Source organism: Pseudomonas sp. P4_D7 (genome assembly GCF_056401755.1).
The window spans coordinates 20,597-35,458 of the sequence record NZ_JBFUIR010000006.1 but is presented as its reverse complement, the minus strand read 5'-3'; the positions used below and the strand labels follow the sequence as shown (position 1 = coordinate 35,458).

Here is a 14,862-nt window from a genome sequence, read left to right as displayed (position 1 = left end):
TTACAGGCCGGAGAGGCCGAGGGCGGGATCGATGCCATCCAGAGCGTCGGCCAGAGCCTGGGCCTTGTCGGCAATCTGCTTGCGTTGTTCGCCGCTGATGGCGTCGTAACTGGCGTAGCCGTCCTTGATCTTGTAGGTATCGAGTTCGCTGTCGAAGTCCGCCAGTGCCTGGTCGATGTTCGGCAACAGCTCGGCCGCCGACTTGGTCAGCATTGGCCGCAGCAGATCGACGACTTTGTGTGCGGTTTGCGCGTTGGCAGCGAAACCGTTGAGGTCGCTGTGGCTGTAGCGTTCTTCTTCACCGCTGGCAGCACGGACGTCGGCCAAGGTGTTGAGGTTGCGCACGATGATGCTGACCAGTTGCTCCGGTGGCAGGCTCTGCGCGAGCAATTGCTGTTTGAGCGTGGTGACATCGCTGAGCAGGCGCCGGGCAACGGGCGTCAGTTGGTCGAGATTGCGCTGCTGGAACAGTGCGTATTCGATGCGGTGGAAACCGACGAAGGCCGGATCCTGTTCGCGCTTTTCGAAGTAGTCGGCGCGGGCGTTGATGCTGTTGTCCAGTTCCGCCAGGCGTTGCGCGGCAGGGGCCAGACGCTGATAAGCCGCGCGGGCCGGTAAGTACAGCGCTTGAGCCTGACTGAGGTCGCCGCTTTCAATCGCTTGATCGAGCGCGGTCACGGCTTTGATCAACGCGCTGCTCTGGCTGGCCAGGTACACGCGAAATTCCGACAGCGGCCCGACGAAGGCGACCATCGACGGCTTGGCTTTGGCCGCAGCCTCAGAGGCGGCAGTTGGCGTCACGTGCAGGGTGCCGCGCGGGTTGCTCAGCAGGCCGCAGGTGATCGCGTAATCGCCCGGTTGCAGGTTGGCGTTGATCACTTGGCTGAGGCCTGGCGCAATGTTTTCCCGCTCCTCGACAACGAGCACGCCGTCGAGGATTTCCCATTCCACGGCACGGTCGGAGCGGTTGACGATGCGGAAACTGGCGCGGCCGGCCGGCACCGTCAGCGCGTTGGGTTCGCAACTGCCCGGATGAATGTTCACCACCACTTCATCCTGGTTGTGCTGACGCTTGGCCGCAGCCATTTTCGAGGCGTAATAAAACAGACCACCGGCGGCGATCATCACCACCACCGAGCCGGCCACCGCCCAACGCAAGGCGCGAGGAGGGGAGGCCTGAGGAGTATTAGGCTTTGACATGAATGCCCTTATTGGCTGGAAACGGAAGACGATTGTGCGGAGGGCTTCGGCGCGGGAGCCGGGTAAAAGAACATCACCAGCGCCACCAGCAGATAAAGCAGATACGCACCGAGGGTGCTGACGGTCGGCGCATCCTGATAACCGAACATGCCGGCCAGCACCGACCCCAACGGGCCATCCATCGGCAGCGTCGCGCTGAAGTCGAACAGCACGGTTTGCAGGTGATTCCACAACCCGGCTTCATGCAACGCCCGCACCGAGTTGGCGAGAATCCCGGCGGCCACCACCAGAATGAACAGGCCGGTCCACTTGAAGAACGCCGAAAGATTGAGGCGCATGCTGCCGCTGTAGATCAGGAAACCGACGATGATCGCCAGAATCAGCCCGAGCAGGGCACCGATCGGCGCGCCCGGGCCTTCGCTCTGCTGGAACACGGCGAGCAGGAAGAACACCGTTTCCAGGCCTTCGCGAGCGACCGCGAAGAACACCATGGCGATCAGTGCAATCACCTGATGTTTCGAAGAGGTCAGCGCGTGATCCAGCGAGGCTTGTAGCGAATGCTTGATCGAGCGCGCGACCTTGCGCATCCAGAACACCATGGAGCTGAGAATGCCTACGGCCACCAGCCCGACCACGCCTTCGAACAGCTCCTGCTGCTTTTGCGGGAATTCAGCGCTGACCAGCTCCAGACCACCGCCGACCAGCAGGGCGAGGGCAGCGGCGAGAAATACGCCGATCCACACGGCAGGCAGCCATTGCCCACGGCCAGTCTGTTGCAGGTAGCTGGCGATAATGCCAACGATCAGCGCGGCTTCAATGCCTTCGCGCAGCATGATCAGGAAGGGAACGAGCATTCGGTGTCCAGTAAGTCATTCGAAGAGGTTACAAGTTGTAACATAATGACAAGCATTCTCACATGACAATGATTGGCATAAACCTGAACACAAGCTGAACAACCTGTTTTTTGCCCCGGCACAAAACCCTGTGGGAGCGAGCCTGCTCGCGAACGCGGTGGCTCAGAAAAATCAATGTTGACTGACACGACGCTATCGCGAGCGGGCTCACTCCTACAGGGGATTCGTGTTGAATTCGTGTCCTGCGGTAAGATGCCCACCACTCAAAAACAACAAGGTTTGCCGCGCTCCATGTCGGAAAAAGACACCATCGCCGTGCAACTGGTGCGTGAAGCGCTGCTGCAAAGTTGTGCCCCGGGCGCAGCCACCGAAGAGGTGTTGAACAAGGTCGGGATTGCTCCGCTGCTGCTGCAATCCGAACACGGCCGGGTGCCGGCCTCGCAGTACGCCAGACTCTGGCGCTTGTTGGCCCGACGCGGGGATGACGAGTTCTTTGGCATGGACCCGCGCAAGCTCAAGTCTGGCAGCCTCGAATTCCTCTGTCGCAGCGCGATGGCGCAACCGACGCTGGCAGCGGGTTTGAACACGGGGCTGAGCTTTCTGTCGCTGATGCTGGAGCGCATGCCAGCGCAATTGGTGCATCAGCAAAGTCTGGCGGAGATCGTCCTGCTGGAGGATGACCACGAACCGCGTCGCGCCTTCACCTATTTCACCTACTGGATGATCGTCCACGGTGTGGCCTGTTGGCTGGCGGGGCGGCGGATTCCGATTCTGGCGATCGAACTGCGCTGTGCGGCGCCGGCGTTCACCGATGACTATCGAGTGATGTTCTCGGAAAACCTGCGTTTCGAGCGTCCACGCACGCGGATGATCTTCTCTGCCGATTGCCTCGATCTACCGATCAAGCGCACCGCCGAAGAACTGAAACGCTTTCTCGCCCACGCCCCGGCCAACATTCTGGTCAAGTACCGCGACCCGGAGAGCCTCGCCAGTCGGATCAAGCACGATCTGCGGGAGTTGCCGGCCGAGCAGTGGCCGGAAACCGAGACCTTGGCCCAACAGTTGTGCATGTCGGCTTCGACGTTGCGCCGGCGCTTGGCGGAAGAAGGGCAGACCTACCAAGGGCTCAAGGACAGTGTGCGCAAAGAGCTGGCGATTATCTGGCTGGCGGAGCCTTCGATCAGTTTTGTCGAGATTGCCAGCCGCTTGGGATTTGCCGATGCGAGTTCGTTCTACAAGGCGTTTCGCAAGTGGTCGGGGTCGAATCCGGGCCACTATCGCCAGCTGATCCTGAATGAGGTTGTCTGACCCAACACATTCCGCCGCTTGATCGTTCCCACGCTCCGCGTGGGAATGCCTCAAGGGACGCTCCGCGTTCCAGCTCTGGAGCGGACGCAGAGCGTCCGAGGCCGCATTCCCACGCAGAGCGTGGGAACGATCAGTGTGGTAGCGGTCTTGGCCAAACCAGTCAGCCACATTGATGGCTTTGACCATTGCCGCCGCCGCCCTACAGCGCGACTATCCCCCTGTTGTTTACGCTTCCCAGCCTAATAAAAAACAGAGGGATTCTGGCAATGCGCGATTACTTGTCTGCCACTGAACAGTTCAACTATCAGCACACCGTGGATGCCGCGCTCAGCGGTACGCTTGCGGCGCTCAACGCCTGCGTCGAATGTTGCGACCGTCATGCCTTGCCCGGGCGCATTGCGCTGTTCTGGGAAGGCCGCGACGGCGCCAGTGCGACGTACACCTTCAGCGACCTGCAGGACAAAGCCGCGCGTTTCGCCAACTTCCTCCTCGCTCAGGGCGTGCAGAAGGGCGACAAGGTCGCCGGCCTGCTGCCGCGCAACATCGAATTGCTCATCACCGTGCTCGCCACCTGGCGCATCGGCGCGGTGTATCAACCGCTGTTCACCGCGTTCGGCCCCAAAGCCCTCGAACATCGCCTGAACAGCTCCGGCGCCAAAGTCGTGGTCACCGATGCGGTCAACCGGCCGAAACTCGCCGAAGTCGCTGACTGCCCGACCCTCGTGACCGTTGGCGGCGCCAAAGGCCAGGGCATCGTCCGTGGCGACTTCAGCTTCTGGGCCGAGTTGGCCAATTATTCCAATGTCTGCGAACCGGTCCTGTTGACCGGCGAAGACCCGTTCCTGCTGATGTTCACCTCCGGCACCACCGGCCCTTCGAAAGCGCTGTCGGTACCGCTCAAAGCCATCGTCGCGTTCCAGAGTTACACCCGCGATGCGGTAGACCTGCGTCCCGAAGACGCCTTCTGGAACGTCGCCGATCCGGGTTGGGCCTACGGCATCTATTTCGGCGTCACCGGGCCATTGTCGATGGGCCATCCGATCACTTTCTACGATGGGCCGTTCACCCTCGAAAGCACTTGCCGGGTGATCAACAAGTACGGCATCACCAACCTCACCGGTTCGCCCACCGCTTATCGCTTGCTGATCGCCGGTGGCGATGAATTCGCCAAGTCGATCAAGGGCAAGTTGCGCATCGTCAGCAGCGCCGGTGAGCCGCTGAACCCGGAAGTCATCCGCTGGTTCGCCGACAACCTCGGCGTGGTCATCCACGACCATTACGGCCAGACCGAACTGGGCATGGTCCTGTGCAATCACCACGGCCTTGATCACGCGGTGCACGTTGGTGCCGCCGGTTTCGCCTCACCGGGTCATCGCATCGTGGTGCTCGACGATCAGTACAACGAACTTGGTGTCGGCCAGCCGGGCATTCTCGCCATCGACCGTCCGCAATCGCCGATGTGCTGGTTCGGCGGTTACGAAGGCGCGCCGACCAAGGCTTTCGTCGGCGATTACTACCTGAGCGGTGACACCGTGGAATGGAACCCGGACGGCAGCATCAGTTTTGTCGGCCGCAGCGATGACGTAATCACCACATCGGGCTACCGCGTAGGCCCGTTCGATGTCGAAAGTGCGCTGATTGAGCACCCGGCGGTGGTCGAAGCGGCCGTCGTCGGCAAGCCGGACCCGGAGCGCACCGAACTGGTCAAAGCCTTCGTCGTGCTGAGTGCGCAATACCGCGCCGCGCCGGAGCTGGCCGAAGAATTGCGCCAACACGTACGCAAACGTCTGGCCGCACACTCATACCCGCGTGAAATCGAATTTGTCAGCGAATTGCCCAAGACCCCAAGTGGCAAATTGCAGCGCTTTATCTTGCGCAACCAGGAAATCGCCAAGGCTCAAGAGGCCGCGGCGCATAACGTTTCAGCTTGAATCAGGAAGTACAGTCATGCAGATCGAAAACAAGGTTTTTATCGTCACCGGCGGCGCGTCCGGCCTGGGTGCCGCCACCGCTGAATTGCTGGTCAGTGCCGGCGCCAAAGTGATGCTGGTGGACATGAATGCCGAAGCTGTCGCCGCACAGGCGCAGCGTTTGGGCGCGCAAAGCGTCGTTGCCGATATCAGCAACGAAGCCGCCGCTGAAGCTGCCGTGCAGGCCACCGTTAAAGCCTTTGGCAGCCTCAACGGTCTGGTCAACTGCGCCGGTATCGTCCGTGGCGAGAAGATCCTCGGCAAGAACGGCCCGCATGCACTGAGCAGTTTCGCCCAAGTGATCAACGTCAACCTGATCGGCAGCTTCAATATGTTGCGCCTGGCCGCTGCGGCCATCGCCGAAGCCGAGGCCAATGCCGACGGCGAACGCGGCGTGATCATCAACACCGCCTCGGTCGCAGCGTTCGACGGCCAGATCGGCCAAGCGGCGTATTCCGCTTCGAAAGGCGCGATCGCCAGCCTGACCCTGCCGGCCGCCCGTGAGCTGGCACGCTTTGGCATCCGCGTGATGACCATCGCCCCGGGCATTTTCGAAACGCCGATGATGGCCGGCATGACCCCGGAAGTCCGCGATTCGCTGGCCGCCGGCGTACCGTTCCCGCCGCGTCTGGGCAAGCCTGCCGAGTACGCCGCGCTGGTTCGGCACATCATCGAAAACAGCATGCTCAACGGCGAGGTGATCCGTCTCGACGGTGCCTTGCGCATGGCCGCCAAGTAAGGAGGATTTGTCATGACTATTTCCAACGATCCGATTGTCATCGTCAGCGCCGTGCGCACGCCAATGGGCGGCTTTCAGGGCGAACTGAAAAGCCTCACCGCGCCGCAACTCGGTGCTGCTGCGATCAAGGCTGCGGTTGAACGTGCCGGTGTTGCCAGCGACGCGGTCGATGAAGTGCTATTCGGTTGCGTGCTGCCTGCGGGCCTCGGCCAGGCGCCTGCGCGTCAGGCTGCATTGGGCGCCGGGCTGGATAAATCGACCCGCTGCACCACGGTCAACAAGATGTGCGGTTCGGGCATGGAAACCACCATTCTCGCCCATGACATGCTTATAGCTGGCAGCGCCGATGTGGTGATCGCCGGTGGCATGGAAAGCATGTCCAACTCGCCGTATCTGCTGGATCGTGCTCGCGCCGGTTATCGCATGGGCCACGGCCGCGTGCTCGACTCGATGTTCCTCGACGGCCTCGAAGACGCCTACGACAAGGGCCGCTTGATGGGCACCTTCGCCGAAGACTGCGCCGAGACCAACCACTTCAGCCGTGAAGCGCAGGACGCGTTTGCCATCGCCTCGACCACCCGCGCGCAGCAGGCGATCAAGGATGGCAGCTTCAAGGATGAAATCGTTCCGCTGACCGTGACCGTCGGCAAAGAGCAGGTGCTGATCAGCCACGACGAGCAGCCACCGAAAGCCAAACTGGACAAGATTGCCTCCCTGAAACCGGCGTTCCGCGAAGGCGGCACGGTGACGGCGGCGAACTCCAGTTCGATCTCTGACGGCGCGGCGGCTCTGGTGCTGATGCGTCAGTCGCAGGCACAGAAACTCGGGCTGAAACCGCTGGCGGTGATCCATGGCCACGCTGCGTTCGCCGATACCCCGGGGCTGTTCCCGGTGGCGCCGATTGGCGCGATCAAGAAGCTGATCAAGAAAACCGGTTGGTCGCTGGGTGATGTCGATCTGTTCGAGGTCAACGAAGCGTTTGCCGTGGTTGGCATGGCGGCGATGACGCACCTGGAAATCCCCCATGACAAGTTGAATGTGCATGGTGGCGCCTGTGCGCTGGGTCATCCGATCGGTGCTTCGGGTGCGCGGATTCTGGTGACGCTACTGTCGGCCCTGCGCCAGAGAAAGCAGAAGCGCGGTATTGCGGCGATCTGCATCGGCGGCGGCGAAGCCACGGCCATGGCTGTGGAATGCCTGTATTGATCGCTAAAATAGCCCATGTGGGAGCGAGCTTGCTCGCGAAGGCGTCCTGTCAGCCAGCATTGGAGTTGAATGACACACCGCATTCGCGAGCAAGCTCGCTCCCACAGGGGTTCTGTGTGGTAACCAGGATTTAAGGATTCACCATGATTCCCAACGAAGACCAAACCCAGATCCGTGATATGGCCCGGCAATTTGCCGAGGAACGCTTGAAGCCGTTCGCCGCCGAGTGGGATCGCGAGCACCGTTTCCCCAAGGAAGCCATCGGCCAGATGGCTGAACTGGGCTTCTTCGGCATGCTCGTGCCGGAGCAGTGGGGCGGTTGCGACACCGGTTACCTGGCGTACGCCATGGCTCTGGAAGAAATCGCCGCCGGCGACGGCGCCTGTTCGACGATCATGAGCGTGCACAACTCGGTCGGATGCGTGCCGATCCTCAAGTTCGGCAATGACGATCAGCGTGAACGCTTCCTCAAACCGTTGGCCAGCGGCGCCATGCTGGGCGCTTTTGCATTGACCGAACCACAGGCCGGTTCCGACGCCAGCAGCCTGAAAACCCGTGCACGCCTGGAAGGCGATCACTACGTGCTGAACGGTTGCAAGCAGTTCATCACCTCCGGGCAAAACGCCGGGATCGTGATTATGTTTGCGGTGACCGATCAGAGTGCCGGCAAACGCGGTATCAGCGCGTTTATCGTGCCGACCGATTCACCGGGCTATAAAGTCGCTCGCGTCGAAGACAAGCTCGGCCAACACGCCTCCGATACCTGCCAGATCCTCTTTGAAGATGTGAAAGTGCCGGTGGCCAACCGCCTGGGTGAAGAGGGCGAGGGCTACAAGATTGCTCTGGCCAACCTTGAAGGCGGTCGCGTCGGCATCGCTTCGCAAGCGGTGGGCATGGCCCGCGCGGCGTTTGAAGCGGCGCGTGATTACGCCCGTGAACGCGACACCTTCGGCAAGCCGATCATCGAACATCAGGCCGTAGCTTTCCGCCTCGCCGACATGGCCACGCAGATCGCCGTCGCCCGGCAGATGGTGCATTACGCGGCGGCCCTGCGTGACAGTGGGCAACCGGCACTGGTCGAGGCGTCGATGGCCAAACTATTCGCCTCGGAGATGGCCGAAAAGGTCTGCTCAATGGCGTTGCAAACACTTGGCGGTTACGGTTACCTCAACGACTTCCCGCTGGAGCGCATCTACCGCGACGTGCGTGTCTGCCAGATCTACGAAGGCACCAGCGATATTCAGCGCATGGTCATTTCGCGCAATCTTTAAGAAGGAATTTTGATTCATGACGTACGAAACCATTCTGCTGGAAACCCATGGCCGCGTTGGCCTCATCACCCTCAACCGTCCGCAGGCGCTGAATGCGCTGAACGCGCAACTGGTCAGCGAAGTGAACCAGGCCCTGGACGCACTGGAAGCGGATGCGAACATTGGCTGCATCGTTCTCACCGGTTCGAAAAAGGCCTTTGCCGCCGGTGCCGACATCAAGGAAATGGCCGAGCTGACTTACCCGCAGATTTACATGGACGATCTGTTCAGCGACAGCGATCGCGTGGCCAACCGGCGTAAGCCGATCATTGCCGCCGTCAACGGCTTTGCCCTTGGCGGTGGTTGTGAACTGGCGTTGATGTGCGACTTCATTCTGGCCGGTGACAACGCCAGATTCGGTCAGCCGGAAATCAACCTCGGTGTGCTGCCGGGCATGGGCGGCACCCAGCGTCTGACCCGCGCCGTCGGCAAGGCGAAAGCCATGGAAATGTGCCTGAGCGGACGCATGATCGATGCGGTGGAGGCCGAGCGTTGCGGCATCGTTGCGCGGATTGTGCCGAGCGATGAGTTGTTGGATGAAGCGTTGAAGGTTGCGGCGGTGATTGCCAGCAAGTCGTTGCCGATTGCGATGATGGTCAAGGAAAGCGTCAACCGAGCCTTTGAGGTCAATCTGACTGAGGGCGTGCGCTTTGAGCGCCGGGTGTTCCATGCGGCGTTCGCGACGCAGGATCAGAAGGAAGGGATGGCGGCGTTTATTGCCAAGCGTGAGGCTGAGTTCAAGGGCAAATAAACGCGGTGCCTGAGCTGACGCCTTCGCGAGCAGGCTCGCTCCCACATGAGGTTATCGGCGTTCACAAAATCTGTGTTCGCTGGAGATCTCTGTGGGAGCGAGCCTGCTCGCGCCCCTCACCCTAACCCTCTCCCGGAGGGAGAGGGGACTGATTGGGGGATATTTCAGATTTACGCCGACCTGGAAGTGCTTTATTGAATCCATAATCGACTCGGTCTTTCAGGTCGATGCATAGCGCCAGACACCTCGGTCGGCTCCCTCTCCCTCTGGGCGGTCCGACGTTTCGGGAGGGCTGGGGTGAGGGAAAGGGGCCAACACCGTTACAACTGATAGTTCTTCAGCTCCCGCGCAATCACCATCCGTTGAATCTCGCTCGACCCTTCATAGATCTGGGTAATCCGCGCATCGCGGTAATACTTCTCGACCGGATAATCCTCCAGATACCCATACCCGCCATGAATCTGAATCGCTGACGAACAGACCTTCTCGGCCATTTCCGACGCAAACAGTTTGGCCTGTGACGCCTGCGACAAACACGGTTTGCCCGCCGTGCGCAGTCGCGCCGCATGCAGGATCATCAGGCGTGCCGCGTTGATTTGCATGTGCATGTCGGCCAACAGATTGGCGATGCTCTGGTGCTCGTTGATCGGTTTGCCGAACTGGATGCGATCGCGCGAATACACCAGCGCCGCTTCAAACGCGGCACGGGCGATGCCCAATGCTTGCGCAGCGATGCCGATGCGTCCTCCTTCAAGGTTGGACAGGGCGATCGCCAGACCTTTACCGCGTTCACCGAGCAGATTGGCCTCGGGAATGCTGCAGTTGTTCAACGTCACTGCGCAGGTGTCGGAGGCGCGAATGCCCATTTTGTGCTCGGTGCGATCGACGATAAACCCCGCTGTATCGGTCGGCACCAGAAACGCCGAAATACCTTTCTTGCCCAGATCCGGATCGGTCACGGCAAAGACGATTGCCAGTTTCGCCCGTTTGCCGTTACTGACAAATTGCTTGGCGCCGTTGATCACCCACTGGCCGTCGCGTAGTTCGGCGCGGGTACGCAGGTTGTGCGCCTCGGAACCGGCCTGCGGTTCGGTCAGGCAGAAGCAGCCGATGGTTTGCCCGCTGGCCAGATCCGCCAGCCACGTTTGCTTCTGTGCTTCGCTGCCGTAATTGAGCACCGGACCGCAGCCCACCGAGTTATGGATACTCATGAAGGCGCCGGTTGCGCCGTCACCGGCAGAGATCTCTTCCACGGCCAAGGCATAGGCGACGTAATCGACGTAGGTACCGCCCCATTCCTCGGGCACCACCATGCCGAGCAAACCGAGCTCACCCATCTTCGCGACGAGCGCGTCATCGATCCAGCCAGCCTTTTCCCACGCCTGCGCATGGGGCGCGATTTCGCCACGGGCAAAGTCACGGGCCATGTCGCGGATCATCACTTGTTCTTCAGTCAGTTCGAGATCGTGCATGGCTCAGCTCCCGCTCTCAGCAAACCCGTGGAAGAAACTCGCGACATGCTCTGCGTCCAGCGCAGCGAGGGTCGGCGGGTTCCAGCGAGGTGTCTTGTCTTTATCGATCAGCAGGGCGCGGACGCCTTCGATCAGGTCGCCGCGGGAGAACCACTGGCGATCCAGATGCAGTTCCAGCGCGAAGCACTGTTCCAGGCTCAAGTGGCGGCCGCGACGCAGCATCTCCAGGGTCACCGCCATGGCCAACGGCGAGCGGGTTTCCAGCAGGTTTGCCGTTGTGGTCGCCCATTCGTGGCTGTTGGCAACCGTCACTGCGCGTAACTGCTCGACCATGCTCGGTACGTCCGGCAGGGCGAAGAAATGGTCGATGGCCGGGCGCAAAGCCTCAAGTGGCGCATCGGGCAAGGTTTGCACGGCGTGTTTGGCCAGCAGGTTTTGCAGGGCCTTGAGCGGCGTGTCCTGCCATTCCATCTGATCGAGTCTTTCGTCGAGCAGCGCCAGTTTGCTGCTGTCCAGATACCAGTCGGCCAAGCCGCAATACAGCGCGTCGGCGGCACGGATCTGCACGCCGCTGACCCCCAGATAGATGCCCAGCTCACCGGGAATGCGCGGCAGGAAATAACTGCCACCGACATCGGGGAAATAACCGATTGCCACTTCTGGCATGGCCAGACGGCTCTTCTCGGTGACCACACGCAGATCGGCGCCTTGCACCAGGCCCATGCCGCCGCCGAGGACGAAACCGTCCATCAGCGCCAATACCGGTTTGCGGTAGTGATGAATCGTCAGGTCGAGGGCGTATTCCTCGACGAAGAAATCTTCGTGCAGCGTATCGCCGCTTTTGAAACTGTCGTACAGGGACCGAATGTCGCCACCGGCACAGAAGGCTTTTTCACCGGCACCGCGCAGGACCACGGCGTGAACATCGGCGTCAGTCGCCCAGGCGTCGAGCTGCTGTTGCAGCAAGCGCACCATGTCGAGGGTAATGGCATTGAGACCGGCGGGGCGGTTGAGGGTCAGGTGACCGATATGATTGCGAACCTCGGCCAGCACTTCGTTTTGCGTGGCATCCATGGACGGGGTCCGCGGGGATGAAGCCTGAGCTGTCATCAGTAACTCCCTGCTTTTATTGTCTTTATTCGAGAAGCTCGCGCGCGAGCGTTAGCCGATCGTAACAGTGCAAATTTGCCCTGTACAACCGGGATATTCGCAGGGGGAGTTTGCGTTTTTACATCACCCGAATCGCCGCGTTCCTGTGTAGGAGCAGCCTGCGGCAGCGCCTACCCGGGGTCAGCGGAATGTTTCGGTAATGCTGCGCCGTTTGGCGTGCAGTTCGCTGGCGTGGATCAGTTGTTCGAGGTCTTCGGGGGTGACGTCGATAAACGCTTCCATCTCGGCCAAGGCAAGTTTCAGGTCTTCGGCGGTGATCGCCTGACTGTCGACCGGCCCATGCACCGGAGCCGGTTCTGCCGGGCGTTTCGGGTAACGGATCCGTGTCAGGTTGTTGTAGGCAAGCGCGCTGAGCAGCATGCACGCCGCGCCGAGCATCACCGGTTCCATGGCTTTCCAGTCCATGGCGATGGTCGCCGGATCGGCCAGCACCAGCGTCAGGGCCAACGCGCCAGCGGGCGGATGCAGGCAACGCAGCCAGCACATCAGGATCAGCGCCACACCCGCCGCCAGACAGGCGCTGCCAAGGGTTCGGCCAAGCACATGCGCCACCAGCAACGCGACCACGCCGGCACATAAATAGCCGCCGAGAATCGACCACGGCTGGGCGAGAGCGCCGGAGGACACGGCAAACAGCAACACCGCCGATGCGCCCAGCGGGCCGATCAGGTGATAGGCGACCTCATGGCCGAACACCTGCGCGCACAACCACACACTGAACAACGTGCCCAACGCCATGCCGATGGCGGCGCGGCTCCATTCGGTGGGACGGGTGTTGATGGCGGCGGGCAACCAGCGAGCGAGCATGTGAATCCGATCCTTGCAGCAAATTCGAGGCAAAAAAAAGGACTTGTCCGGCATATCCGGAAAGCCCTCGAAGTGTTCCAACATTGGGGGAGGAACGCGCACAGTGTGCCGGGCAAACTCGATGCTGACAAATTCATATTAATGCAGATTTAGTGCATTAATTTTGAATTGAAGCGGCGCGACGGCCACTGACGAAACACAAATAGCCGCCCACAGCCGCCAGTGCGCTCAAGGCATAGAACATGCTCGGTGCCGGTGTGTGCATCAGCAGAAACCCGCACATGACCGGACTGAACGCACCACCAAGCGCGGCCAGGTTCTGCGCGCCGTAATAGCTACCGCGCAATTCTTCCGGGGCGAGGGTGTCGACAAACAGAAAGTCGGCCGGGTAAATGATCATCTCGCCCAAGGTGAAGATGAACATCGCCACGCACCAGCCGACCAGGCTGTCAGCCAGACTGAAGCCGATCAGCCCGACGATGAACAACGCGGTGCCGCCGGCAATCCAGTGGCGCAGATGCTCGCGGGTGAGTAATCGGCCGATCTGGTACTGCAACACAATCACTGTGATCGCGTTGCAGGCAAGGAGGGCGGCCATGGTATCCAGCGTCTGTTGCTGGGTGTGGGTGACCAGCAGGTATTGCGACAAGTACAGGGTGAAACGCCCGTGCACCAGCGTGCTGAGCAGGCAGCCCAAGGTAAACAGGATCATCGTGCGGTCGTTCTTCAGGATGATCAGGGTTTTCAGAAAGCTGGGGGGCGCAGCGATTGCCGAGACCGGGTTCACTTCACGCGTGGCACCGAGCAGGAGAAAGATGCTGCCGATGGCAATCGCGCCCGCGACGATAAACGGCGCTGACGGCTGAACGCCGGCAATCACCACGCCGATCATCGGGCCGACGGCGTAACCGATGTTGGTCAGCGTGTAGTTCAGGGAAAACGCCTTGACTCGCTGGCCCACTGGCAGGTTTTCACTGAGGATGGCTTTGGAGCAGATCAGGAACAGCGCCGACGCGGTTTCGCTGATGATCAGCACCAGGGTGACCAGGTACAGATTCTGCGCGAAGGTCAGCAGGATCAGACCGATACCGCTGGAAAGCATGGTCAGGATCAGCAACTGGCGCTTGTCCAGCCGATCAATGATGTAGCCACCGTAGAGCGACAACAACGTGGCGCTGAACACCGCGATCCCCAGCAGCAGGCCGACGTCTTGCGGGTTGAGGTCGAGCTTGTTGCTGAGGAACAGCGTCAGTAGCGGGCTGATCAGCGCGCGGCTGATGACGACGGTCAGCGAACTGATCATCAACCGGCGGATGAGGCGCGAGTAGGTAGCCACGAAGGGTCAATGTCCTTATTTCAAATGCCTGGCGGGCGTACGCCATCCTTACCGGCCAGTCACCACAGGTCAAGCTGCCATAACACCATCCCTGTGGGAGCGAGCCTGCTCGCGAATGCGTCGGGTCAGATACATCAATGTTGACTGACACTCCGCCTTCGCGAGCAGGCTCGCTCCCACAAGGACCTTCATTGCTTTCAAATCAGGGGCAGGCGCATCGCGCAGCGGCGCTCTGCGGGAAAGCCGAATAGAACTTCGGCTTGCAGCGCATCGCGCAAATGGCGGTCGGTGTGTGCATGCGTCAATTCGACAAATCCCATCCGTTGATAAAAGGGTGCATTCCACGGCAGATCGCGGAAGGTGGTCAGCGTCACTGAGTTCAACTGCATCACGCGCGCTTGTTCAATGACTGCCGCAACCAGTGCGCGCCCCATGCCTTGTCCTTGAAAAGCCTGACTGACGGATAGCTCCTCAATGTGCATGTGCTGATCAATGTCTACAGCACGAACAAATCCAGTCAGTTGCCCATCGCTATTTTCAGCAACCCACACGTACGCCTGTTCGATGGCCTGCAGATGTTGGCCAGCATCGGGCACCTCGGCATTAGCCAGCCACGCCAACGGCGGTTCAAGACGAAACAATTGCGCGGCCGAACGCTCTATCCCGGGGAGGGCAACCGCGTCAGCAGGGCTGGCGCGGCGTACGTCGAAGGTCATGTTGAGGCGCATCCTGTCGGTCA

13 protein-coding genes are annotated in these 14,862 nt (G+C 60.7%); 6 read left to right on the top strand and 7 right to left on the bottom strand.

Annotated elements, in window-relative coordinates:
- Complete coding sequence (efeO, locus tag AC1DVF_RS06455) at window positions 1-1,200, bottom strand: iron uptake system protein EfeO (protein WP_477782242.1); 1,200 nt, start codon at window positions 1,198-1,200, stop codon at window positions 1-3.
- A gap of 8 nt (window positions 1,201-1,208) precedes the next feature.
- The gene (gene efeU / locus AC1DVF_RS06450) at window positions 1,209-2,054 is read right to left on the bottom strand and encodes an iron uptake transporter permease EfeU (protein ID WP_477782241.1); all 846 of its coding nucleotides are present in this window, start codon (window positions 2,052-2,054) and stop codon (window positions 1,209-1,211) included.
- Window positions 2,055-2,345: 291 nt separating this feature from the next.
- Here efeU and AC1DVF_RS06445 point away from each other — a divergent pair, with 291 nt between their 5' ends.
- The 6 genes from AC1DVF_RS06445 (at window position 2,346) to AC1DVF_RS06420 (ending at window position 9,338) form a co-directional block, all read left to right on the top strand.
- Complete coding sequence (locus tag AC1DVF_RS06445; protein WP_477782240.1) at window positions 2,346-3,362, top strand: AraC family transcriptional regulator; 1,017 nt, start codon at window positions 2,346-2,348, stop codon at window positions 3,360-3,362.
- Between the two features lie 266 nt (window positions 3,363-3,628).
- Window positions 3,629-5,293 (top strand): AMP-binding protein, encoded by a 1,665-nt coding sequence (locus tag AC1DVF_RS06440; RefSeq protein ID WP_460090840.1) that lies wholly within the window; start codon window positions 3,629-3,631, stop codon window positions 5,291-5,293.
- Between the two features lie 16 nt (window positions 5,294-5,309).
- Complete coding sequence (locus tag AC1DVF_RS06435; protein WP_095126290.1) at window positions 5,310-6,071, top strand: SDR family NAD(P)-dependent oxidoreductase; 762 nt, start codon at window positions 5,310-5,312, stop codon at window positions 6,069-6,071.
- Between the two features lie 12 nt (window positions 6,072-6,083).
- Window positions 6,084-7,277 (top strand): acetyl-CoA C-acyltransferase, encoded by a 1,194-nt coding sequence (locus tag AC1DVF_RS06430; RefSeq protein WP_477782239.1) that lies wholly within the window; start codon window positions 6,084-6,086, stop codon window positions 7,275-7,277.
- Between the two features lie 143 nt (window positions 7,278-7,420).
- Window positions 7,421-8,548, top strand: a complete 1,128-nt coding sequence (locus AC1DVF_RS06425) for an acyl-CoA dehydrogenase (protein WP_477782238.1) — start codon at window positions 7,421-7,423, stop codon at window positions 8,546-8,548.
- Window positions 8,549-8,564: 16 nt separating this feature from the next.
- Complete coding sequence (locus AC1DVF_RS06420; protein ID WP_093432724.1) at window positions 8,565-9,338, top strand: enoyl-CoA hydratase; 774 nt, start codon at window positions 8,565-8,567, stop codon at window positions 9,336-9,338.
- A gap of 320 nt (window positions 9,339-9,658) precedes the next feature.
- Here AC1DVF_RS06420 and AC1DVF_RS06415 read toward each other — a convergent pair whose 3' ends face one another.
- The 5 genes from AC1DVF_RS06415 to AC1DVF_RS06395 form a co-directional block, all read right to left on the bottom strand.
- Complete coding sequence (locus AC1DVF_RS06415; RefSeq protein ID WP_093432721.1) at window positions 9,659-10,810, bottom strand: acyl-CoA dehydrogenase family protein; 1,152 nt, start codon at window positions 10,808-10,810, stop codon at window positions 9,659-9,661.
- A 3-nt stretch (window positions 10,811-10,813) separates the two neighbouring features.
- Window positions 10,814-11,920 (bottom strand): enoyl-CoA hydratase/isomerase family protein, encoded by a 1,107-nt coding sequence (locus tag AC1DVF_RS06410; protein ID WP_477782237.1) that lies wholly within the window; start codon window positions 11,918-11,920, stop codon window positions 10,814-10,816.
- Between the two features lie 180 nt (window positions 11,921-12,100).
- Window positions 12,101-12,787: an HPP family protein gene (locus AC1DVF_RS06405; RefSeq protein ID WP_477782236.1), complete on the bottom strand. Its 687-nt coding sequence runs from the start codon at window positions 12,785-12,787 to the stop codon at window positions 12,101-12,103.
- A gap of 157 nt (window positions 12,788-12,944) precedes the next feature.
- The gene (locus tag AC1DVF_RS06400) at window positions 12,945-14,123 is read right to left on the bottom strand and encodes an MFS transporter (RefSeq protein WP_093432712.1); all 1,179 of its coding nucleotides are present in this window, start codon (window positions 14,121-14,123) and stop codon (window positions 12,945-12,947) included.
- Window positions 14,124-14,320: 197 nt separating this feature from the next.
- Complete coding sequence (locus AC1DVF_RS06395; protein WP_093432709.1) at window positions 14,321-14,839, bottom strand: GNAT family N-acetyltransferase; 519 nt, start codon at window positions 14,837-14,839, stop codon at window positions 14,321-14,323.
- Between the last annotated feature and the right edge of the window lie 23 nt (window positions 14,840-14,862).

Coding starts and splice junctions, on each gene's coding strand:
- efeO (WP_477782242.1), bottom strand. CDS start 1,200: ATGTCAAAGCCTAATACTCCTCAGGCCTCCCCTCCTCGCGCCTTGCGT.
- efeU (WP_477782241.1), bottom strand. CDS start 2,054: ATGCTCGTTCCCTTCCTGATCATGCTGCGCGAAGGCATTGAAGCCGCG.
- AC1DVF_RS06445 (WP_477782240.1), top strand. CDS start 2,346: ATGTCGGAAAAAGACACCATCGCCGTGCAACTGGTGCGTGAAGCGCTG.
- AC1DVF_RS06440 (WP_460090840.1), top strand. CDS start 3,629: ATGCGCGATTACTTGTCTGCCACTGAACAGTTCAACTATCAGCACACC.
- AC1DVF_RS06435 (WP_095126290.1), top strand. CDS start 5,310: ATGCAGATCGAAAACAAGGTTTTTATCGTCACCGGCGGCGCGTCCGGC.
- AC1DVF_RS06430 (WP_477782239.1), top strand. CDS start 6,084: ATGACTATTTCCAACGATCCGATTGTCATCGTCAGCGCCGTGCGCACG.
- AC1DVF_RS06425 (WP_477782238.1), top strand. CDS start 7,421: ATGATTCCCAACGAAGACCAAACCCAGATCCGTGATATGGCCCGGCAA.
- AC1DVF_RS06420 (WP_093432724.1), top strand. CDS start 8,565: ATGACGTACGAAACCATTCTGCTGGAAACCCATGGCCGCGTTGGCCTC.
- AC1DVF_RS06415 (WP_093432721.1), bottom strand. CDS start 10,810: ATGCACGATCTCGAACTGACTGAAGAACAAGTGATGATCCGCGACATG.
- AC1DVF_RS06410 (WP_477782237.1), bottom strand. CDS start 11,920: ATGACAGCTCAGGCTTCATCCCCGCGGACCCCGTCCATGGATGCCACG.
- AC1DVF_RS06405 (WP_477782236.1), bottom strand. CDS start 12,787: ATGCTCGCTCGCTGGTTGCCCGCCGCCATCAACACCCGTCCCACCGAA.
- AC1DVF_RS06395 (WP_093432709.1), bottom strand. CDS start 14,839: ATGACCTTCGACGTACGCCGCGCCAGCCCTGCTGACGCGGTTGCCCTC.